The 19,903-nt window shown below is 74.1% G+C and carries 20 protein-coding genes and 1 tRNA gene; 8 read left to right on the plus strand and 13 right to left on the minus strand.

The window, feature by feature from the left end:
• Positions 1-160: 160 nt before the first annotated feature.
• The 3 genes from CTKZ_RS03460 to CTKZ_RS03470 are packed head-to-tail and all read right to left on the minus strand — an operon-like array spanning position 161 to position 1,587.
• The gene (locus CTKZ_RS03460) at positions 161-583 is read right to left on the minus strand and encodes a hypothetical protein (protein ID WP_124341628.1); all 423 of its coding nucleotides are present in this window, start codon (positions 581-583) and stop codon (positions 161-163) included.
• Positions 567-1,130: a signal peptidase I gene (locus CTKZ_RS03465; protein WP_124341629.1), complete on the minus strand. Its 564-nt coding sequence runs from the start codon at positions 1,128-1,130 to the stop codon at positions 567-569. The genes CTKZ_RS03460 and CTKZ_RS03465 overlap by 17 nt, the downstream gene beginning before the upstream one ends.
• Before the next feature lie 25 nt (positions 1,131-1,155).
• Positions 1,156-1,587, minus strand: coding sequence for a hypothetical protein (locus tag CTKZ_RS03470; RefSeq protein ID WP_124341630.1), 432 nt, complete (start codon positions 1,585-1,587; stop codon positions 1,156-1,158).
• 190 nt (positions 1,588-1,777) lie between these two features.
• Here CTKZ_RS03470 and CTKZ_RS03475 point away from each other — a divergent pair, with 190 nt between their 5' ends.
• Positions 1,778-2,590, plus strand: a complete 813-nt coding sequence (locus CTKZ_RS03475; protein WP_124341667.1) for an SGNH/GDSL hydrolase family protein — start codon at positions 1,778-1,780, stop codon at positions 2,588-2,590.
• A gap of 21 nt (positions 2,591-2,611) precedes the next feature.
• On the opposite strand, the gene CTKZ_RS03480 is transcribed toward CTKZ_RS03475, so the two are convergent.
• The 4 genes from CTKZ_RS03480 to CTKZ_RS03495 form a co-directional block, all read right to left on the minus strand.
• On the minus strand, positions 2,612-3,730 hold the full coding sequence (locus CTKZ_RS03480; protein ID WP_124341631.1) for a hypothetical protein: 1,119 nt from the start codon (positions 3,728-3,730) through the stop codon (positions 2,612-2,614).
• Between the two features lie 4 nt (positions 3,731-3,734).
• The gene (locus CTKZ_RS03485; RefSeq protein WP_124341632.1) at positions 3,735-4,373 is read right to left on the minus strand and encodes a signal peptidase I; all 639 of its coding nucleotides are present in this window, start codon (positions 4,371-4,373) and stop codon (positions 3,735-3,737) included.
• Positions 4,374-4,378: 5 nt separating this feature from the next.
• Positions 4,379-4,804, minus strand: coding sequence for a hypothetical protein (locus CTKZ_RS03490; protein ID WP_124341633.1), 426 nt, complete (start codon positions 4,802-4,804; stop codon positions 4,379-4,381).
• Between the two features lie 226 nt (positions 4,805-5,030).
• Complete coding sequence (locus CTKZ_RS03495) at positions 5,031-6,239, minus strand: sensor histidine kinase (protein WP_124341634.1); 1,209 nt, start codon at positions 6,237-6,239, stop codon at positions 5,031-5,033.
• Between the two features lie 117 nt (positions 6,240-6,356).
• Here CTKZ_RS03495 and CTKZ_RS03500 point away from each other — a divergent pair, with 117 nt between their 5' ends.
• The 3 genes from CTKZ_RS03500 (at position 6,357) to CTKZ_RS03510 (ending at position 8,550) form a co-directional block, all read left to right on the plus strand.
• Positions 6,357-7,025 carry a response regulator transcription factor gene (locus tag CTKZ_RS03500; protein ID WP_124341635.1) on the plus strand — a complete coding sequence of 223 codons (669 nt, stop codon included), beginning with the start codon at positions 6,357-6,359 and terminating at the stop codon, positions 7,023-7,025.
• 125 nt (positions 7,026-7,150) lie between these two features.
• Complete coding sequence (locus CTKZ_RS03505) at positions 7,151-7,378, plus strand: hypothetical protein (RefSeq protein WP_124341636.1); 228 nt, start codon at positions 7,151-7,153, stop codon at positions 7,376-7,378.
• Between the two features lie 125 nt (positions 7,379-7,503).
• Positions 7,504-8,550 carry a LacI family DNA-binding transcriptional regulator gene (locus CTKZ_RS03510; protein WP_235843267.1) on the plus strand — a complete coding sequence of 349 codons (1,047 nt, stop codon included), beginning with the start codon at positions 7,504-7,506 and terminating at the stop codon, positions 8,548-8,550.
• 51 nt (positions 8,551-8,601) lie between these two features.
• On the opposite strand, the gene CTKZ_RS03515 is transcribed toward CTKZ_RS03510, so the two are convergent.
• The 6 genes from CTKZ_RS03515 to CTKZ_RS03535 form a co-directional block, all read right to left on the minus strand.
• The gene (locus CTKZ_RS03515) at positions 8,602-9,189 is read right to left on the minus strand and encodes an NADPH-dependent FMN reductase (protein ID WP_235843285.1); all 588 of its coding nucleotides are present in this window, start codon (positions 9,187-9,189) and stop codon (positions 8,602-8,604) included.
• 767 nt (positions 9,190-9,956) lie between these two features.
• Positions 9,957-10,334, minus strand: coding sequence for a hypothetical protein (locus CTKZ_RS03520; RefSeq protein WP_124341639.1), 378 nt, complete (start codon positions 10,332-10,334; stop codon positions 9,957-9,959).
• Positions 10,335-10,637: 303 nt separating this feature from the next.
• Positions 10,638-10,711 (minus strand) — tRNA-Thr (locus CTKZ_RS03525).
• Positions 10,712-10,851: 140 nt separating this feature from the next.
• Entirely contained in the window at positions 10,852-11,775 is a 924-nt protein-coding gene (locus CTKZ_RS03530; protein ID WP_124341640.1) for a DsbA family protein, read from the minus strand.
• A 41-nt stretch (positions 11,776-11,816) separates the two neighbouring features.
• Positions 11,817-12,308, minus strand: coding sequence for a hypothetical protein (locus CTKZ_RS21955; protein ID WP_200829627.1), 492 nt, complete (start codon positions 12,306-12,308; stop codon positions 11,817-11,819).
• Between the two features lie 111 nt (positions 12,309-12,419).
• The gene (locus CTKZ_RS03535; protein WP_124341641.1) at positions 12,420-14,222 is read right to left on the minus strand and encodes a serine/threonine-protein kinase; all 1,803 of its coding nucleotides are present in this window, start codon (positions 14,220-14,222) and stop codon (positions 12,420-12,422) included.
• Positions 14,223-14,375: 153 nt separating this feature from the next.
• Here CTKZ_RS03535 and CTKZ_RS03540 point away from each other — a divergent pair, with 153 nt between their 5' ends.
• The 4 genes from CTKZ_RS03540 to CTKZ_RS03555 all read left to right on the plus strand — a co-directional run bounded on the left by CTKZ_RS03540 (position 14,376) and on the right by CTKZ_RS03555 (position 19,761).
• Positions 14,376-15,803, plus strand: coding sequence for an alpha,alpha-trehalose-phosphate synthase (UDP-forming) (locus CTKZ_RS03540; RefSeq protein WP_124341642.1), 1,428 nt, complete (start codon positions 14,376-14,378; stop codon positions 15,801-15,803).
• Complete coding sequence (gene otsB, locus CTKZ_RS03545; protein ID WP_124341643.1) at positions 15,796-16,593, plus strand: trehalose-phosphatase; 798 nt, start codon at positions 15,796-15,798, stop codon at positions 16,591-16,593. Before CTKZ_RS03540 ends, otsB begins: the two co-directional genes overlap by 8 nt.
• A 162-nt stretch (positions 16,594-16,755) precedes the next feature.
• Positions 16,756-18,414, plus strand: coding sequence for an outer membrane protein assembly factor BamB family protein (locus tag CTKZ_RS03550; protein WP_124341644.1), 1,659 nt, complete (start codon positions 16,756-16,758; stop codon positions 18,412-18,414).
• 219 nt (positions 18,415-18,633) lie between these two features.
• Complete coding sequence (locus CTKZ_RS03555; protein ID WP_124341645.1) at positions 18,634-19,761, plus strand: ABC transporter ATP-binding protein; 1,128 nt, start codon at positions 18,634-18,636, stop codon at positions 19,759-19,761.
• Positions 19,762-19,903 lie beyond the last annotated feature (142 nt).

Here is a 19,903-nt window from a genome sequence, read left to right on the forward strand (position 1 = left end):
GCGCGCACGTCGAGGCGCGACGCGCTCGCGGTCGCGACCGGGGAGGCGACGACGAGGGCGACGAGCGCGGCCAGGGCGGCGATCCCGCGGCGGCGGTCGCGGCGGCGCGTGGAGCCGGCACGGCGGTCGCGGTGCCGGGTGCGGGCGGTGGAGGTGGCGCTCATGACAGAGTCACCACGAGGGAGCGGACCGCCGTCGCGGTCACGGGGGCGAACCCGCCGAGGCGCACCGTGGTCGCGCCGGCAGGGAGCGGACCGCTCGCGGACAGCAGCAGGGAGCCGGCGGCGTCGTGCCCGGTGACGGCGACGGTGCGGCCGGCGCAGGCGGTCGCGTCCACGTCGAGGACGTCGACGGCGGCGACGCGGTCGGTGTCGACACCGCCGACCTGCTCGAACGCCAGACGGGTCGTGACGTCGACGTCGCACGGGGCGCTCGCGACCGCGGCGCCCGAGGCGACCCGGTCGTGCGCGGCGACGTCGAGGCGCGCCGCCGACGCGGACGTCAGGCCGCCCACGAGGGCGAGCCCGAGGACGACGACACCCGTGCGGGTGGCGCGGGTGCGCAGGTCAGCGGTCCGAGGCAACGGGCACCTCCTGGGCGGGCTGGTCGGCGCCCTCCGGGACGGTGCGGTCACGCGCGGGCCACAGCAGCCAGCCCGCGACGACCAGCGCGAGCGCGATCCACGTCGTGGGTGCTGCGAGCACCGGCGTCACGGCGCCGAGTCCCGCCACGTGCCAGCGGACGACGCCCGCGACGTCGTCGGCCGTCGGGTGCCAGACGTCGTCCCAGCCGTTGTTGTCGCCGCGCGTCGTCCAGCCGGTCGCGGCGTCGCCCCCGACGACCCGGTGGACGACGTAGCCGTCGACGCCGTCGGGGCGGTAGACGATCACGTCGCCCACCTCCACGGCGCCGGCGCGCGCGACGACCAGGTCACCCGAGGCGAACGTGGGGTCCATCGACTCGCCGGCGACGACGACGAGCGTGGTCCCGCCGCCCCATGCCGTGGGCCACAGGAGGACGGCGACGGCGAGGACGAGGGCGGCGGGCACCCACGCCACGACCCGCCGCCAGGGCGCGCGGGTCCGCGTGGTCGCGGTCCTGGCGGCCGCGGGCGGCGTGGTCGGGGTCATGGGCTTCCTCCTCGGCGACGGGTGGTCAGGCGTTCTTCACCAGGACGACGGACACGGTGTCGAGCTCGTCGTGGCTGGTGAGCCCGCCCGCGATGGGCTGCGGGGCGGCGGGGTCGAACGCGATGCCGACGGTGTCGGACGCGCCGACGTAGACGGTGCCGCTCCAGTCGCCGAGGTCGACGCCGGGGGGCACGTCGGACAGGGCGATCGTGAGGACGACCGGCACGGCACCGGAGGCGTCCGGCGGCGTGGTGCCGTCACGCTCGGTGCTCAGGGTCGCGACGGCACCCGTCAGCCCGTCGACGTCGGTTGCGACGCCGGACGCGACGCGGTCCTCGGCACCGACGACGAGCTGCGAGGCGGACGCCGTGGCCAGGCCGGCGATGCCGATCCCGACGAGGGCGACCGCGGCGATCCGCTTGCGGTTGTCCTTCTTCTGGTTCGTCTGCGTGGTCATGGTGCACCTCCTGGTCCGCGTTTCGTCCCGGTCGGTCCGAGCCGTTGTTGCGAACCGTTCTTGTTGACGCATCCAGGGTGCGGGTCCATGCGAACGCATCGATAGGACGCTGGTCCCAGCGAATTGGACAAGCGTCCAGACAAACCCACGGCGACCAGCGATGACGCCGCACGGTGTGGATCGCGCCACAATGTCCCGCGTGAGCACCCCCGCCGACACCCCCCGCTGGAACCGCTACGTCGCGATCGGCGACTCGTTCACCGAAGGGCTCTGGGACTCCCCCGACGGCCCCGACTCGCCGACGCGCGGCTGGGCGGACGTCCTGGCCGCCCGCCTCTCGCAGCGTCGCACCGCCGCAGGCGAGACCCCGCTCGAGTACGCCAACCTGGCGATCCGCGGCCGGCTGCTGCGGCCGATCCTCGTCGAGCAGGTGCCCGCGGCCCTCGCGATGAAGCCCGACCTGGTCAGCCTGGTGGGTGGCGGGAACGACATCCTGCGCCCCGCCGCGGACGTCGACCGGCTGGCCCGGCTGCTCGAGCAGGCCGTCGTGCGGCTGCGCGAGGCCGGCGTCGACGTGCTGCTCGGCACGGGTGTCGACGCCTCCGACAGCCCACTCGTGCGGGCGACCCGCACGCGCGTCGGCATCTACAACGCGCACATCTGGTCGATCGCCCGCCGGCACGACGCGCACGTCGTCGACCTGTGGGGCATGCGCAGCCTGCGCGACTGGCGGATGTGGGCCGACGACCGGATCCACCTGACGTCCGACGGGCACGCGCGCGTCGCGCAGGCCGCGCTCGTCGGCCTCGGGCTCGAGCCCGACGAGCCGCGCTGGGACGACCCGCTCGCGCCGCTGCCCCCCACGCCCCGGCTCGAGCAGCTCCGCGGCGACGCGCAGTGGCTCCGCGAGCACGTCTACCCGTGGGCGACGCGTCGCCTGCGCGGGCGCTCCTCGGGCGACACGCGCGTGCCGAAGCGCCCGGTCCTCACGCCGCTCGACTAGCGGGTCACCGGCGCGTCCCCGTCAGCGGTCGACGACGCAGGTGGAGAACGAGAAGCTCTGCGTCCCGACGATGTTCGACGCCGTCCGCGAGGTGGTCTGGAAGACGTAGGGACCGCTGAGCGACGGCACGACCGTCCGGTCCAGGCGCCACTCGTCGCCGCCGTACCGCCAGGCGTCGGGCGACCCGCCCGCCGACCGGAGCCGCGCCACGGCCGCGGTCATGTCGACCGGCGTCTGCCACGCCACGTAGAACGGCGACGTGCCGTTGCCGGTGACGGTCGTGACCACGCACGCCTCACGGTCGGTCCACGTGCCCTGCGCGGACGACACCGTGTAGGCGGACGGGGTCACGACGGCGCCGGGCAGCGAGTAGTTGCACACGGTGACCGTGCGCACCTGGCCGGCGACGACCGTGTCGTACGGCTGCCAGACGTCGGTGCGCCCGGAGATCTTGATCAGCCCCGCCGCGCTGGGGGCGCCGAGCTGGTACTTCCACGACTCGTCGCCCTGCAGCGAGTACCCCGTGCGCGCGCCGTTGAACGGCGCCTGCGCGGTGTCGATCCAGGCGGACCAGACGATCGGCGTCGTGGACCGCGTCGTGACGCGGATCGTGAAGCACGCCTGCTGCCCGCTCGTCGCGTTGGTGAGGTCCCACGTCACGGTGGTGTCGAACGCCGAGCCGTCGGGTCCCGGGTACACGGGACCGGCGGCGGCGGGCGGGACCCAGGTGGCGGCCACGGGCCAGCCGTCGCCCGCGACGAGGACGCGCGCGGTCGTCGTGGTCGGGGCGGTGAACGGGGTGCTCGTCGTGGCGGTGAACGCACCGCCCGCGAGGTGGCCCGTGGAGTCGAGCAGCACGGTCCCGGCGCTCGTGGCGAGCAGGACGCGCCCGGTGGCGCACGTCCCGCCGAGCCCGGTGACGGTGACCTGCGTGTACTGCCCGCCGACCGCGGAGCCGCTCGGGGTCACGGTCGCGGGGCCGGTGGCGCAGCGCTGCACGGCCGCGGCGTAGGGCTGCGCGGGCTTCGCGAGGGTCAGGCGGGCCGCGCTCGCCTCACCGAGCCCGAGGACGGCGACGACGAGCACGAGCACCGTGACGACCAGCCCGGCGGTGCGCGGGCGCAGCAGGGTCCGGTGCACGGCGTCAGCCGCCGGCGGGGGTGAGCGCGGGGCGCCGGGTGCCGTCGTCGTCGACGGCCGGCGTCCCGGTGGGGAGGTCGTCGGCGGCCGGGTCCGGACCGCTGGCAGGTGCGGGGGTCGGGTCGGCGTCGTCGGTGTCGTCCTCGTCGCGCGACGACGGCCAGACGAGCAGGGCGCCCGCGATGAGCAGGCACGACCCGAACACCCACGGCGACGCGACGAGCCGGCCGACGAGCCCGACCTTCGCGACGTGGAGCTGCGCGACGCCGAGGACCTGGTCGTTCGTGGGGGCGAACGGGTCGGTCCAGTCGTTGTTGTCGCCCTGGACGACCCAGCCGTTCGTGCCGTCGCCCCCGATGAGGCGGTGGATGATCCGCCCGCCGTCGAGCTCGTCGGGGCGGTAGACCACGACGTCGCCGACCTGCGGCTCGCCGCAGCGCGAGACCACGAGGTCGCCCGTCTCGTACGTCGGCTCCATCGAGTGCCCGGAGACGATCGTCAGCGTCGTGCAGCCGCCCAGGTTCGTCGGCCACAGCAGCCACGCGGCGACCGCGGCCGCGGAGTAGAGCAGGACCGACGCGACGGCACGCAGCACCCGGTGCGCGAGGTGCGCACCGGGTGCCGTCGTGACGTCGCTGGTCATCGGTCTCAGCCGTCGATGCTGACCGCGAACGAGGAGATCGTGTTGTAGTCGACGCCGGCCGGGAGTGCGAAGGCGACGAGCGTGGCCGTGGTGTGCGGCGCGGTGAGCGTCTTGGGGGTGAGCTCCGTGTACGAGCCCGACGCGGTCTTCCACGCGACGCGGATCGTCTTGCCCTGGCAGTCGGCGTCGATGTTGCTGAACTGCACCTCGGACGGCGCGTAGCCGGTGGTGCCGAGTGTCGGCGTCTTGTACTTGGCGGTGACGGCGCCCGTCGCGGCCTTCTGGCAGGTCGCGTCGACGCTCACGGTGCCCGTCGCGGCGGTGCCGTTCGAGGTGAGGTTGAGCTGCGACGCGGACGCGAGGGACAGGCCGGCGACGCCGAGGACGGCCAGGCCGACGGCCAGGCCCTTGCGGGTCGAGAACTTCGCCATGGTGACTCCTGGATCGTGACGACGCGGGTCGGCGTGTCGTCGATCCGCACGGCCTCCGGTTGCGGAGCGCCGTCGCAGACGCTACGAACCTCCGATCGACCGCGGTCGGGCCGGCCTGGGTGCCAGCACCTGGGCCGCCGGGAACGTCGTTTTCTTTCACCCGGAGCGGATCCGGCCGATCCTGGACGACCGTCCATGAAGCGGACAGGGCCGGTGTGACCTGCGCCTACGGCCGAACGGGTGACGCCTTGTGGCCGCCGGTGCCGAGCGGGATGCGCGCGACGAGCCGTGCGCCGCGACCGGCCCCCGGCTCGAGCGCGACGGAGCCGCCGACGAACGTCAGGCGCTGGCGCATCCGGGCAGTCCCCGACGCGACGCCCGCGGTCCCCTCGTCGTAGAGCGCGCCGTCGTTCTCGACCGCGACGACGAGCACGCCGTCCTGCACGTCGACCGACGCCGTGATCGACGTCGCCGGCCCGTGCTTGAGCGAGTTCGTCACGCCCTCCTCGACGACCCGCACCGCGAGGAGCCGCTCGGGCACCGTGAGCCGCGGGTGCGCCGGGTCGTCGTAGGCGCGCACGGCGTCGGTCACGTCGAGGCGGGTCGCGATGCTGGCGGGGAGCCGCCCGAGCAGCGCGCGCACCGCGGGCACGAGGCCGAGCTCGAGCCGGTCCGGGTACAGCAGCCGGCTCATCTCGCGCACGTCGGCCGCGCGGGCCTGCTCGAGCTCGCCCCGGATCCAGTGCAGGTCGTCGAGGTCGCCCGGGTCGAGCGGGCCCTGCTCAGCGTGCGCCGCGATCTGGTCGAGCCGCGCCTCGACGAGCACGAGCTTGTTCTGCAGCGTGCCGTGCAGCCCTTCCGCGACCTCCCGCCGGACGCGGATCTCCTCCTGCTCGAGCGCCCGGACGGCGTTCTCGACGAGGACCGCCTCACGCTCGGCACCGCGGATCTGCGCACGCAGGCGGCGCCTCGCGACGAGCCCCCACATGCCGATCGCGCCCGAGATCACCCCGATGACCAGCCCCGAGAACAGCTCGGCCTCGACCACCTCGCGCGTCGGGTCCTCGTAGACGCCCAGCAGCTGCTGCGCGCCGATGCGCAGGACCGCGCACGCGGTCGCGGCGAACAGCAGCGAGACGGCCATGTGCCAGATGCGCGTCGCCCGGTGCGCGTTGACGACGGCGAGGACCGCGACGAGGCCGACGACGGCGGCGAAGTTGGCGCCGAGCCGGCTCCAGACGCTGACCGACTGCCAGTCCTCGACGACGCGGCTGTAGATGTACGTCGTCTGGAGGGCCGCGCCGACCGCGTAGCCGGTCGCGACGATGCCGCTCGCCCGCAGCAGCCCGACGCGGTCGCTGCGCAGGTCGCGGGCGCGGCGGGCGACGAGGGCGGCCGACTCGTCGTCGGCGGACGTGCTGCGGGTGGTGGGCATCGTTCGTCCCTGCGGGCCGTGCGGGTGCACCGGACGGGTGCTCGTGCGCGTGGCGTCGGTCACGTCAGACGCTCCGGGTGACTGACGCGTGGCGCGGCGACGACGATACTTGCCCCGATGAACGCTGCCGCGAACGGCCCGGTGCGCGTCGCCGTGGTCGAGGACCAACCACTCTTCCGCTCCATGCTCGAGCGGATGCTCGACGACACCGACGGCCTGCAGGTCGTGGTGGCCACGGGCACGGTGACCGAGGCGACACGCCTGCTCCCGCCCGGCGCGGTGGACGTCGTCGTGCTCGACGTGGACCTGCCGGACGGCAACGGGATCGCCCTGGGTGTCACCCTGCGGCGCCGTCAGCCCGCGCTCGGGGTGCTCCTGCTGTCGGCGCACGACGCGATGGACCTGCTGCTCGACCTGCCGCCCGACGTCGCCGCCGGCTGGGGCTACCTGTCGAAGACGTCGTCGACGAGCGAGGAGGTGCTCGTCTCGGCGGTGCGCGCGGCGGCGGTCGGCGAGACGGTGCTCGACCCGGCGCTGCTCGCCCGGATGGCGCCGCGCGCGGGGTCGGCGGTGTCGCGCCTGACGGACCGCCAGTACGAGGTGCTGCGGCTGCTCGCCGAGGGCCTGTCGAACGCGGGCATCGGCGCGCGACTGGGGATCACGGAGAAGTCGGTGCAGAACCACGTCAACGCGCTGTACGCGACGCTCGGCATCGACACCGACCCGAGTCGGAACCCGCGGGTGAGCGCGGCGCTGCGCCTGCTCGCGGAGACGGGTCCCGTCTAGCCCGTCCGGTCCGTCTGCCCTGGTCTGTGGCATTCTTCCGCGATCGCTTGACCGGTACAGTCCCATGGATCTACTGTACCGGTATACCGATCTGTAGCGGTACAGATCGGAAGGGAGAAGGACCCGTGCTCGACCAGTCGATCGGCCTGCTGCTCGCCCGTGACGCGTCCGTCCTCGAGTCGCACAGCGCCCGCCCCTGGGCCCCCGTGGCCGAGGAGCGTCCCGCCCGCGAGCCGCAGCCGCACCGTCCGCGCGTCCCGCGCACCCGTCGCGCCCTCGCCCGGGGCCTGCACCGCGTCGCCGACGCCGTGCAGCCGGCCTGCACCTTCGAAGCCGGCCACCCCGCGCGATGACCGCGACACCCGCCCCGCTCGCGGCCCCCGGGACCAGCCCGGACGCGACATCCCTCGGGCGGCGCTCCCCGGTGCCCGGCGGCACGACCTACCCTGTCCCGCATGCCGCGGAACAGGGTGGCGTCGTGCCCCGGGTGACCCTCCAGACCATCGCCGACAAGGTCGGCGTCAGCCGCATGACCGTGTCCAACGCGTTCTCGCGCCCCGACCAGCTCTCCGCCGACCTCCGGCGGACCATCCTCGACGCCGCCGCCGAGCTCGGGTACGTCGGCCCCGACCCGTCCGCGCGCGCGCTCGCGCGCGGCACCACCGGCGCGATCGGCCTGCTGCTCACCGCCTGGGTCGGCGAGGCGCTCCGCGACCCCATCGCCGCGTCGTTCTTCGGCGCGATCGCCGAGGAGCTCCAGCCCACCGGCTACGCCGTCGCGCTCCTCCCCGGCGAGAAGGCCGCGCGCGACATCCCCCTCGACGGCGCGCTCGTCTACGCGTGCGGCGGCGACTCCGCCGCGCTCGACTGGCTCGTGCGGCGCAAGCTCCCGCTCGTCTTCGTCGACCTCGACCCCATCCCGGGCCACCCGTCGATCGTGCTCGACGACCACGCCGGCAGCCGGCAGGCCGCCGAGCACGTCCTCGCGCTCGGGCACCGGCGCATCGCGTTCTTCACCATGGGCGGCCGCGAGCGCCACGGCCACCTCGCCGACGGCCGCACCGCGGGCCACGACTACGTCTCCCGCGCCCGCGTCGCCGGAGCGGTCGAGGCGCTCGACGCCGCCGGCGTCGTGCCCACCGCGTTCGAGATCGTCGACAACGTCGACCCCTACGCGCACGAGGGCGCCCGCGCGCTCCTCACCGGCCCCGACCGCCCGACCGCGGTCCTCTGCTTCTCCGACCTCATGGCCACCGCCGTCCTTGACGTCGCCGCCGAGCTCGGCCTGCGCGTCCCCGAGGACCTGTCCGTCGTCGGCTGGGACGACAGCCCGCTCGCGGCCCGCGTCCGGCCCGCGCTCACCACGCTCCGGCAGGACCTCGACGCCAAGGGCCGCGCCGCCGCGCGCACCCTGCTCGCCGCGATCGAGCGGTCCCGTGCGGGCGCACCCGTCGACGCCGTCCGCACCGAGCTGCCCGTCGAGCTCGTGGTGCGCGAGAGCACCGGCCCGGCCCCGACGGACTGACGCCGCCGGCGCCCCCCGGCCGCCGCCGGCCGCGCGGTCAGCGGCGGCCCGTCACTGCTCCCGGTCGCCGATGTGCCCCGGCGCCGTCACCGAGAGCACGCGCTGCACGAACGAGCAGTACTCCTCCATGTAGTGCCCCAGGAACTGCTCGAGCGACGAGTCCGCGACCGACCCGTCGTCGCCGAACGTCTGGTCCGTGACCTGGATGTACACCTCGGGCGAGTTCAGCTGCGGCGCGTTGAGGAAGCTCAGGACGCTGCGCATCGACGACTGCATGACGGCCGTCCCGACCGCACCGATCGACGCCCCGACGATGCCCGTCGGCTTGCGCGCGAACGAGTTGGTCCCCCACGGCCGCGACCCCCAGTCGATCGCGTTCTTCAGCGCACCGGGGATGCTGCGGTTGTACTCGGGCGACACGAACAGGATCCCGTCCGACGCCTCGATCGCCTCCTTGAGCGCGCGCGCCGGCGCCGGGTAGTCCGCGTCGTGGTCGGGGCTGTAGAGCGGGAGGTCGCCGATCGGGATCTCGGTGAACGCGAGCTCGTCGGGCGCGAGCGCGATCAGCGCCTGCGCGAGCCGGCGGTTGATCGAGCTGCTCGACAGGCTGCCGACGAAGTAGCCGATGCGGTAGGTCACGAGGGTCTCCTCTCCGCCGACCGGAACCGCGGGTGCAGGCCGGCGCTCGGTGCGGACCCATTCGATTCTCATGCGGTCCGCCCCAACCCGCGCGGCAGCGGAGTGGTGGCACCGGGGCACGCCCGTCACAGGCGGTCGCCCGGACAAGACGCGAGCGTTGTCGGCACGGGCAATCGCGGGCGTCGCGGTCATGCTGCTCCTCGCGGGCATCGCCACGGCCTCGTTTCCCCGCCGTGCCATCCCAGCTCCTGATGCGCTCGCCGGACGCGCTCGTCGGGCCGAGCCGCCGTCGCCTCCCGACGACTCGTGCACTTGCTGAGCGCGCCGAATCAGAACCCTCGTAACCGCACAGCCGCAGACGCGCATGCACCGTCGAGCGGCCGGTGGATCGGTCGCCATGCGCTGGAGGCACGGTCGGACGGGATGTCTCATCGCCATCGAGCAGCACCGGACTCCGCCGCGCACGCAGGCCATTGTCTCGACGGCGCGTGGAGAGACCCGCGCGCAGTCGCGCTGTACAACGTGAACCGGCCCGGCACGTCGCGCCGAAGCCGAACAGCACTGCCGCCGTGCATTCCACGTCGAAGGACATGTCGCGCAGCATCTGCCGATTCCGACAACATCAACGCGCCAGGCGGCGAGTATTCCCCGGTGAGCCGACAACGTCGGCCCACCGGAGAATCATGCTGGCCTAGATCGCGCTCGAAAGAAATGACAAGACCTGCACGCCTGAGCCGTCGATCGTCGATATCGGCCCAGTCATTCTCTCAGGCCGTGATGGTCTTCGTGCTCCCGCAGCTCCGGTAGCCGGTCTGCGTGTTGACGTTGCAGACGTACCAGGAGATGACCTTCCCGGGAGAAACCACGATGCTAGGCGTGTAAACCACCTGACCACCTGCGCCCTTACCGTTGGAGAAGGATCCCCACGGGGTAGAGCCGATCTTGTAGTACAGGATGGGCCCCCGGCCGTCTGCGTGGCTGTCCTGCAGTGTGAAGGTGGCCGCCGACGTGACCTCGACGCTGCCCCAGGCCGAGCCGTCGCCGCTATACGCGGTTCCACCGTAGTAGGCGGACGCCGCGCTCGGGTAGAGAATGGCACCCACCACTGCGGCAGCAGCGATTGCAACACTGATGCGCTTGCGCATAAATTCCCCCATCATTGCTGAGCGATCCGGGCGAACGAGAGCGTAGCAGTCAGCACTGTGGTCATGTGCGTGTTTGACATCGCAATCTTCTGGCGGCGCCGACAGAGCCGCACGACCTTTGGCGCCCCACCTGCAGCCCATGCCGGTGGGGTGGGAGGAGAAGTCGTTCCGTCCGACTCGCGCGCAGTGCACCGGCGATCTACGAGCGCCTGCTGCTGTCGCCTGCTGCCCCCGGCAAGGGCGCAGCCCTCCGCTCGCGTCCTACCTAGGCTTGGACGTCGGAGCGGGTCATGAAACACATTGAGCCCCCTGTCGGATTCGAACCGACGACCCCCTGTTTACAAGACAGGTGCTCTGGCCAGCTGAGCTAAGGAGGCGGGCGGGGACCAGGGTACCGGTGCCCCCGCGTGTCCCGGCGCCGGTCCGCGGCGCACGCTGCCACACGAGCCGACGGGCGGACCGGGACCCGCGCGAGGTCCGGCACGCCCGTCGGCGGTGCAGCGGTGTAGTGCGGGCGTCAGCCCTTGGCGGCGGCGGCCTGCTCCACGGCGGCGCGCAGGGCGCCCGGCTGCTGCCAGTTGCCCTCCCACTTCACGCCGTCGATGAGGATGTACGGCGTGCCGAGGTCGGGGAACTGCTGCTGGGCGGACGCGTAGGCGGCCTTGATCCAGGGCGCGAACGTGCGCCACTCGCCGTCCTTCGTCGTGGTCTCGCCGTCGGCCTCGACCTCGTAGGTGCCGGTCACCGTCGACGTGAACTTCCCGGTCACGTCCTCCGGCACGCCGACGCCCTGCGCGATCTCGGCGAGCTCGGCGTCCGACAGGCCCGAGCTGCCCTCGGCGGGCTGGGTGTCCTCGGCGTACAGCGCGGACATGAAGTCGACCAGGTGCTCGGGCGACTCGTCGGCGACGACGGCGTACGCGTTCGCGGCGCGCGTCGAGTAGAAGGTGCCCTGCGAGAAGTGGTCGAGGAACGCGAGCGGGTGGAACGCGACGGTCACGCCGTCCGTCTCGGTGAGGGCCTTCACGTCCTCGCCGTTGGTCTGCTCGAACTGGCCGCAGACGGGGCACATGAAGTCGAAGTAGATCGACAGCACGGTGTCGTCGTCGCCCTGCTCGCCGACACCGGCGGGGCTCACGGGGATGCCGCCCTCGTCGTTCGCGGGTGCGGGCGCCTCGACGTCCGCGAGCGCGGGCGCGACGACGTCGTCCCCGCCGCCGCCGAACGCGACGCTGCCGTAGGCCTCGGCGCGCTCCTTCGACTGGTTGACGATGAAGAACACGACGGCACCGAGCGCGAGCACGGCGAGCACGAGGCCGCCGATCGCGAGCATGCGGTTCCGCTTGGCCTTGCGCTCCTGCTCGGCGCGCATCTGGGCGGCCTTGGCGCGCGCCTCGTCGCGTCGGACCGCCTTGGTGGGGCGGGGTTCGTTCGTGGGCATGGGTACTCCTGGTCCGGGAAGAAGAGGGTCGTGCGGGTCGGTCAGACGGCGACGGAGACCGGTGGTCCGCGGACCGGGAGGACGGCGACGAGCAGGCGGTCCCGCAGGACCGGCGCGGCGCGGTCGACGGGTGCCGCGACGCCGACGGGCAGCTGGACGGCCGCGTCGTCGAGACGGACGACCCAGCGCCGCAGGAGGCGGGTGACCCCACGGGCGGCACGGGTGACCACGACGGACGCGCCGAGGCCGCCCGCCGCGAGCGCGAGGTGCGCGAGGACGACGGGCACGGCGACGCTGAGCAGCAGCACGGCGCCGCCGGCGGCGGGACCGAACGCGTAGGTGCCGTCGGGGCAGTCGGACGCGTCGCTCAGGAGCAGGAGCCGCACGCCCCACGGGCCGACGCCGACGGCCGACACGCACTGGTGCAGCAGCACCCGGCCGGACAGGGCGATCGCGAGCCCGAGCAGGGCGGCGAGCCCGGCGACGGCGACGAGCGCGCGCGAGTCCGCGAGCGGGGCTCGTCGTGCGCGCATGCGGGACAGCGTAGGGCCACGACCTGTGCGGCAGGGCCGGGCTGGAACGGTTCGCACGTGCCGCGCGGCGCTCGCCGCGGCGTCAAGACGTCCGGGGGCGTCGCGCGCCGGTCACGGCATCGTCGGCGTGGGGAGCGGCCACCAGGTGATCGGGCGGCCGTCGAGCAGGAGGGCGACCAGCACGGCCGCCGCGGCGAGCAGCACGACGACGGCCACGAGCCCCCCGAGCCGGCCGGGGGCGACGACCGCGAGCGTCCGGCGCGCGCCCACGCGCGTCATGCTCGACAGCGGCCCCCACCACACGACGAGGACGGCCAGCAGGACCAGCGCGCCGACGACGAGCGAGGCCGTGAGCCCCTGCACGGGCAGCCCGGACGGGGAGCCGTCGATCGTCCAGCGTCCCGAGTCGAGCAACCACCAGAGCACCCCCACGACGACGACCGCGACGCTCGCGCCGACGACGAGCGACGGCACGAGCCCGGCGGTCGCGCGCAGCAGGTGCCACGGTCCGGCGGCGACGGTCACGGGGACGTCGGAGCGGCGGACGCCGGACCGCTCGCGGCGGGCGTGCATCGACTCGACGGCGGTGCCGAAGGTGCGGACGACGAGCACGAGGACACCGACGACGACGAGGGTGACGACGGGGAACAGGGTGCCGGCGGCGGCCACGAGCAGCCCGGCGGCGAGCAGCGTGCCCCAGCGCCGTTCGGTGGGCGGGCGCACGTACCCCGACCCCTCGGGACCGGGCTCCTCGGACGCGTCGAGGTCGTCCTGGATCCACTCGACGCCCTCGGGGTCCTCCTCGTCGGACCAGCCGTCCTCGTCCTCCGACCAGCCGTCCCACCCGTCGTCGTCCCCGGCCACGTCGTCGGTGCCGGGCTCGAACGTCCGCGTCTTCCCGTCGTTGGCGACGAGCGTCGCCGTGCCCGCGGCAGCGGCACCGCCGGGCCGGGCGGCCGCGCCCGCGAGCAGCGCGGTGCCGGTCGCGTCGGCCGGGTCCAGCCGCGCCGTGTCCGTGGCGTCGCCCGGGCCGACGTGCGTCGTGTCGGTGAGGTCCTGCGCGTGCACGAGGGTCGTCGCGGTCGCGTCCTCGGTGACGACGTCCCCGTCGGTCGCGGCGACGGTCAGCGCGGCGACGACGTCCTCGGGGTCGGTGCGGGCGTCGGGGTCGGCGACGAGCGCCCCGCGCAGCGCGGTCGCGGTGAGCGTGCCGAGGCCGTCGAGGTCGGCGGTGCCGGACCGGGCGCGCGACAGCACGGCCTCGAGCGGGCGGGTCCCGAACGGTGCGCGCCCGGTCGCGGCGAACGCGAGGACGGCAGCCCAGCCCCAGTAGTCGCTCGCCGCGGTGGGCTCGTCGCCGTCGAGCAGCTCGGGCGCGAGGTAGCCGGGCGTGCCGATGACGAGGCCGTCCGACGTCAGCGGCGCGTCGTCGGCCGCCTGCGCGATGCCGAAGTCGATGAGCACCGGACCGTCGTCGGTCACGAGCACGTTCGCGGGCTTGAGGTCGCGGTGGACGACGCCGGCGCCGTGCACGGCCGCGAGCGCGGACCGCAGCCCCTCGGCGAGGTCGAGCAGGTCCTGCGCGTCGAGCGGGCCGCGCTCGCGCACGTGCTCCTCGAGGGTGTCGCCGTCGACGAGCTCGGTCACGAGGAACGCCTCGGTCGAGTCGGCCTCGGCGTCGAGGATCGCGGCGACGCCCGGGTGCCGGAGCTTCTGGAGCGCGCGGACCTCACGGCGCAGCCGGTCGCGGGCGACGGCGTCGGAGCCGAGCTGCGGGTGCAGCAGCTTGAGCGCGACGGCCGTGCCGCCGCCGTCGACCGCCCGGTACACGGTTCCCATGCCGCCCGAACCGAGCGGCGCGACGATGCGGTACCCCCCGATGTCCGACCCCGGCGTCAGACCGATCCGCTCCATGCCCCGCAACCTAGCCCGCGGTGCGGACGGGCGTCCCCCAACGCGCGGGTGACGTGTGACGCGCGTCGCGTCCTGCCGTGACCAGGGGCGCTCACCTGGCCCGACGGCTAGGGTCGACGCAGACCCGAGGAGTTGATCTCGTTGCCTTCCGACGTGCCTGACGCCGGCTACGACCTGCTCGTCGTCGCGAACCGTCTCCCCGTGGACGTCGCGCTGGGGGACGATGGCGAGCCCACCTGGACCCGCTCCCCCGGCGGTCTCGTGACCGCCCTGGCTCCCGTGATGGCGGGGGCCGACGGCGCGTGGATCGGGTGGGGCGGCTCACCCGACCTCGACCTCGAGCCCTTCGAGGTCGACGGCACGCAGCTCGTCCCCGTGACCCTCAGCCAGACCGACGTCGAGCGGTACTACGAGGGGTTCGCCAACGACACCCTGTGGCCGCTCTACCACGACGTCATCGCCCCGCCCGCGTTCCACCGGCAGTGGTGGGACGCCTACCAGCGCGTGAACAAGCGGTTCGCCGAGGCCGCCGCGAAGGCCGCGTCGAAGGGCGCGACGGTGTGGGTGCACGACTACCAGCTGCAGCTCGTGCCGCAGATGCTGCGCGTGCTGCGCCCCGACCTGCGCATCGGCTACTTCCACCACATCCCGTTCCCGCCGCTCGAGATCTTCGCGCAGCTCCCGTGGCGGCGGCAGGTCGTCGAGGGCCTGCTCGGCGCGGACCTGGTCGGCTTCCAGCGCGCGGGCGACGCCGCGAACTTCGTGCGGATCGTGCGGCGCCTCACGGACCTCACGACGCGAGGCCAGGTCGTCACGCTCATGAAGCACGGCCGCGTGGACCGGCACGTGCGCGCCGCCGCGTTCCCGATCTCGATCGACTCGCACGCGTTCGACGACCTGGCCCGCAGCCACGACGTGCAGATGCGCGCCAAGCAGATCCGGCACGAGCTCGGCGACCCCGAGGTGCTGCTGCTGGGCGTCGACCGGCTCGACTACACCAAGGGCATCCGGCACCGCATCAAGGCGTACGGCGAGCTCCTCGAGGACGGCCGCCTGTCACCGAGCACGACGACGCTCGTGCAGGTCGCGAGCCCGAGCCGCGAGAACGTGGGCGCCTACCAGCAGCTCCGCGACGAGGTCGAGCTGCTGGTCGGGCGTATCAACGGCGACTTCGGCCAGGTCGGGCACGCGCCCGTGCAGTACCTGCACCAGTCGTTCCCGATGGAGGAGATGGCGGCGCTCTACCTCGCGGCCGACGTCATGCTCGTCACCGCGCTGCGCGACGGCATGAACCTCGTCGCCAAGGAGTACGTCGCGGCCCGCTCCGACGACCGGGGCGCGCTCGTCCTCTCGGAGTTCACGGGAGCCGCCGACGAGCTGCAGGGCGCGGTCCTGGTGAACCCGCACGACATCGACGGCATGAAGGACGCGATCACGTACGCCGTGCACATGGACCAGCGGGAGGCGCGCAAGCGCATGCGCCGCCTGCGTCGCCGCGTGCTCGGCCACGACGTGACCGCCTGGTCGAAGGAGTTCCTCGCGGTGCTGACGGCGATCCCCGCCCGGACGGACCATGTCTGACGGCCCCGCGGACGCCGCGGCCCTGCGCGACCTGCTCGCGGGTCTCGCCGCCGATCCCGCGTCGCGCCCGCTGCTCGTCGCGCTCGACTTCGACGGCACCCTCGCACCCCTGCAGGACGACCCCCAGACGTCGCGGATCCTGCCCGACGGCGTCGAGGCGCTCACGCGGCTGGCCGCCGCCGAGGGCGTCGCGCTCGCGCTCGTGTCCGGCCGCGCGATGAACGACCTGCACGCGCTCGCCGAGGTCCCACCCGGCACCTACCTGGTCGGCAGCCACGGCGCCGAACGGGCCAGGGTCACGCGGTACGGGCTCGACCGCGACGTCGTGCAGCTCACCGACGAGCAGGCGGACCGGCTCGCGGCGCTCGGCGCCGAGGCCGCGCAGGTCGCACGGGGACGCGACGGCGTCTGGGTCGAGACGAAGCCGACCGCGGTCGTCGTGCACACCCGGCTGGCCGAGCCCGACGTGGCCGAGCCCGCCGAGGCCGAGGCGATCGCGCTCGGCGAGCGGCTCGGGTCCGGGGTCCTGCACGGCAAGGACGTCGTCGAGATCTCCGTGCTGCGGGCCAGCAAGGGCGAGGCGCTGACCGCGCTGCGCGACGAGCTCGGTGCGCCGGTCGTGCTCTACGCGGGCGACGACGTGACCGACGAGCACGCGTTCGCGGCGCTCGGTGAGCGCGACGTCACGGTGAAGGTCGGGCCGGGCGACACGTCCGCGCGGTTCCGCGTGGACGACCCGCACGCCGCGGTCGACGCGCTCGCCGACCTCGCGGCGCGGCTGCACGTCTGACCCGACCGCACCCCGCTGCCCCGCGGAACGACTGACCCGACCGCACCTCGCTGCCTCGCCGAACGTCGGAGCCGACCGCACCTCGCGGCCCGGCCGCGCGCCGCCGGCGACCTCACCCGCTCCCCGCCCGCGCCCGCGCGGACCCCGGGTTACCGTGACGAGATGTCCGGCCGGATGCAGGACGTGCACCTCGTCGAGGCCGACGAGCACGACGACCGCACGGTCGCCCCCTCGGGCCGTGCGCGACCCGGCCGCGACCGGCGAGGCCCGGGCGCAGGAGGCCCGACGGGTGCACCGGACGGCGCCGACGCGCCCTCCGCGGCGGCGGACGACCGCCACGACACCGACGGTTCCGACGCCTCCCCGGTGCACAGGTGGGTGCGCACGCACCTGCGCCTGCTCGTCCCCGCGGTGCTCGCGGTCGCCGCGCTGCTCGTGGGAGCCCAGCTGCTCCTCGACGCGCGCGAGCGGGCCCGGGTCGCGGCCCTCGCCGACGTCCGCGGCGTGCTGCGCCCGGTCGACCCGGGGCTCGGGGTCCGCTGGGCGTCGGGCGCCGAGGACGCGCGCGTGGTCGAGTCGGGCGTCCTCGTCGACGGGCTCGTCGTCGGCGCCGCACCGCTGCCGGCCGCGCAGGTCCAGGTGCGCGCGCTCGACGAGCTCACGGGCGCGCTGCGGTGGACGCGCGAGCTCGACCTGCCGACGCCCGTCATGACGCCCGACGCCGCCTCGCCCGCGACGTGGACGGTCTGCACGACGGCGGGCGCGCCGAGCACGTCGACGAACAGCCCGGACGACGCCCGGCCCGTCGTCGCCTGCCTCGCGCAGCAGCCCGGTTCGGACATCGGCCCGCCGCCGGAGGTGTCGCTGTGGTTCCTCGACGCGCGCGACGGCACGCTGCTGTCGACGCAGCGGCTCCCGGGCGACGCGGCGTTCACCGTCCTCGACGGCCGGCTCCTCACGGCCGTCCGCGAGGAGGACGAGGACGGCGGCGGCGACCGCTCGACCCGCTGGCGCGTCACGGCGACCGACCCGGCCACGCAGGAGGCGCTGTGGACGTGGACGACGCCGCCGATCGACGCGCCACGGGTCACGCAGCAGCCGACCGACGTGTGGTCGTCGTCGTTCGCGTCGCTCGACGCGCGCGCCGACCACGTGCTGCTCGCGGTGGGCTCGTCGTCGTGGCTGCTCGACACGGACGGGTCGATGCTGCGCCGCGACGGCCTGGAGCCCGGCTGGTGGCCGGAGCTCGCCCGCGGCGGCGCGGTCGTGCACTCGACGTGGTCGCGGGACGGCCGCCCGCAGTCGCGTCTGCTGCGGCCCGACGGGTCGCGCACGACGGTCGACGCGACACCGCTGTGGCTCACGGTCGACGACGGCTCGGTCCCGGGCTCGGTGCTGTTCGCGACGCGTGACGTCGGGCCGTCGGGCGTGGTCGCGTCGGTGTCGGCGCGCGACGCGTCGACGGGTGACCTGCGGTGGCGCGTGACGGGCGTCGAGGCGACGTCGGCGGTCCTGCTCGACGACCGGCTCTACGTCGTCGGGGCCGACGGGCTCGCAGCGATCGACGCGACGACGGGGGCGGTCCGGTGGACGACGCCGCTCGGCCGCACGGTCGACGAGCTCTCGACGGACGGCCGCTGGCTGCTGCTGCGCGGGCCCGGTCCCGTGGTCGAGGCGTACGCGACCGCGGACGGCGGGCGCGCGTGGCGGGCGGACCTCACGGGTGAGGCCCTCGAGCCGGGGACGAACCTGCGGGTCGGGTGGCAGGTGCCGCGGATGTACGCGCTGCGCACCGACGGGTCGGTCGCGGTGCTCGGCTGACCGGTGGTGCGTGGGGTCCTCGCGCCCGTCGCGCGCAGCGTCGCAGGCCCGCGAGGTGGTTGCCCGGGCCGACGAGACGTGCGTCACGCGTGTGGCATGATGACCTCGGACCGAGGACGGGCCTTTCGCCCCCCTCGGTCCGTGTCAGCGAAGACACTCTGACACCCTCCACAACGGATCGTCCGGCACGTACCTGCCGGTGAAGGGAACGGATCAGACATGGCTACGGTCACGTTCGACAAGGCCACCCGGGTCTACCCGGGCACGGAGCGCCCCGCGGTCGACTCGCTCGACCTGCACATCGAGGACGGCGAGTTCCTCGTCCTCGTCGGCCCCTCCGGCTGCGGCAAGTCCACCTCGCTCCGCATGCTCGCGGGTCTCGAGGACGTCAACGCGGGTCGCATCCTCATCGGCGACCGCGACGTCACGGACGTCCAGCCGAAGGACCGGGACATCGCGATGGTGTTCCAGAACTACGCGCTGTACCCGCACATGACGGTCGCCGACAACATGGGCTTCGCGCTCAAGATCGCCGGCACGCCGAAGGCGGAGATCCGCCAGCGCGTCGAGGAGGCCGCCAAGATCCTCGACCTCTCCCAGTACCTCGACCGCAAGCCGAAGGCCCTCTCGGGTGGCCAGCGTCAGCGTGTCGCCATGGGCCGCGCCATCGTGCGTCAGCCCCAGGTGTTCCTCATGGACGAGCCGCTGTCGAACCTCGACGCCAAGCTCCGCGTCCAGACCCGTACGCAGATCGCGTCGCTGCAGCGTCGTCTCGGTGTCACCACCGTGTACGTCACGCACGACCAGACCGAGGCCCTGACGATGGGTGACCGCATCGCGGTCCTCAAGGACGGCCTCCTGCAGCAGGTCGGCACGCCGCGCGACATGTACGACACCCCGGCCAACGTCTTCGTCGCCGGCTTCATCGGCTCGCCGGCCATGAACATCGCCACGGTCCCGGTGCTCGAGGGCGCCGCCCAGCTCGGCCGTGCGCGCGTCTCGCTGCCGCGCGACGTCCTCGCCAAGTTCACCGAGGCCGACCGCAACCACATCACGCTCGGCTTCCGTCCCGAGGCGCTCGAGGTCGTCCCGCAGGGCACCCCCGACGCGATCCCGGTCATCGTGAACATCGTCGAGGAGCTCGGCTCGGACGCGTTCCTCTACGCGTCGCTGACGAACGAGTTCGGTGGCGCCGAGGCCGTGCACTCCGGTGCCGGCGACGCGCAGATCATCGTCCGCATCGACCCGCGCGGCGTCCCCGCCAAGGGCGAGACGGTCTGGGTCCGCATCCGCGAGGGCCAGCAGCACCTGTTCCACGCGGGCACCGGCGAGCGCATCACGGTCTGATCGCTCCCTGCAGCACCGCCGACGGGCGGGTCCGGCTCCGGCCGGGCCCGCCCGTCGGGCGTTCCCCGGGTGCTCCCGCTCGTCGCCGGCATGCGCGGCTCGCGCCCACTCGTCACGTTGTGCGGGACGCCCACACGTCCTC

This window comes from Cellulomonas algicola (genome assembly GCF_003851725.1).
GTDB lineage: Bacteria > Actinomycetota > Actinomycetes > Actinomycetales > Cellulomonadaceae > Cellulomonas > Cellulomonas algicola.

Excerpts from the sequence above, each read along its gene's own strand:
- CTKZ_RS03520 (WP_124341639.1), bottom strand. The coding sequence starts at position 10,334 with ATGCGCAAGCGCATCAGTGTTGCAATCGCTGCTGCCGCAGTGGTGGGT.
- CTKZ_RS03535 (WP_124341641.1), bottom strand. The coding sequence starts at position 14,222 with ATGGAGCGGATCGGTCTGACGCCGGGGTCGGACATCGGGGGGTACCGC.
- CTKZ_RS03465 (WP_124341629.1), bottom strand. The coding sequence starts at position 1,130 with ATGACCCCGACCACGCCGCCCGCGGCCGCCAGGACCGCGACCACGCGG.
- otsB (WP_124341643.1), top strand. The coding sequence starts at position 15,796 with ATGTCTGACGGCCCCGCGGACGCCGCGGCCCTGCGCGACCTGCTCGCG.
- CTKZ_RS03470 (WP_124341630.1), bottom strand. The coding sequence starts at position 1,587 with ATGACCACGCAGACGAACCAGAAGAAGGACAACCGCAAGCGGATCGCC.
- CTKZ_RS03485 (WP_124341632.1), bottom strand. The coding sequence starts at position 4,373 with ATGACCAGCGACGTCACGACGGCACCCGGTGCGCACCTCGCGCACCGG.
- CTKZ_RS03495 (WP_124341634.1), bottom strand. The coding sequence starts at position 6,239 with ATGCCCACCACCCGCAGCACGTCCGCCGACGACGAGTCGGCCGCCCTC.
- CTKZ_RS03550 (WP_124341644.1), top strand. The coding sequence starts at position 16,756 with ATGTCCGGCCGGATGCAGGACGTGCACCTCGTCGAGGCCGACGAGCAC.
- CTKZ_RS03530 (WP_124341640.1), bottom strand. The coding sequence starts at position 11,775 with ATGCCCACGAACGAACCCCGCCCCACCAAGGCGGTCCGACGCGACGAG.
- CTKZ_RS21955 (WP_200829627.1), bottom strand. The coding sequence starts at position 12,308 with ATGCGCGCACGACGAGCCCCGCTCGCGGACTCGCGCGCGCTCGTCGCC.
- CTKZ_RS03490 (WP_124341633.1), bottom strand. The coding sequence starts at position 4,804 with ATGGCGAAGTTCTCGACCCGCAAGGGCCTGGCCGTCGGCCTGGCCGTC.
- CTKZ_RS03475 (WP_124341667.1), top strand. The coding sequence starts at position 1,778 with ATGTCCCGCGTGAGCACCCCCGCCGACACCCCCCGCTGGAACCGCTAC.
- CTKZ_RS03500 (WP_124341635.1), top strand. The coding sequence starts at position 6,357 with ATGAACGCTGCCGCGAACGGCCCGGTGCGCGTCGCCGTGGTCGAGGAC.
- CTKZ_RS03555 (WP_124341645.1), top strand. The coding sequence starts at position 18,634 with ATGGCTACGGTCACGTTCGACAAGGCCACCCGGGTCTACCCGGGCACG.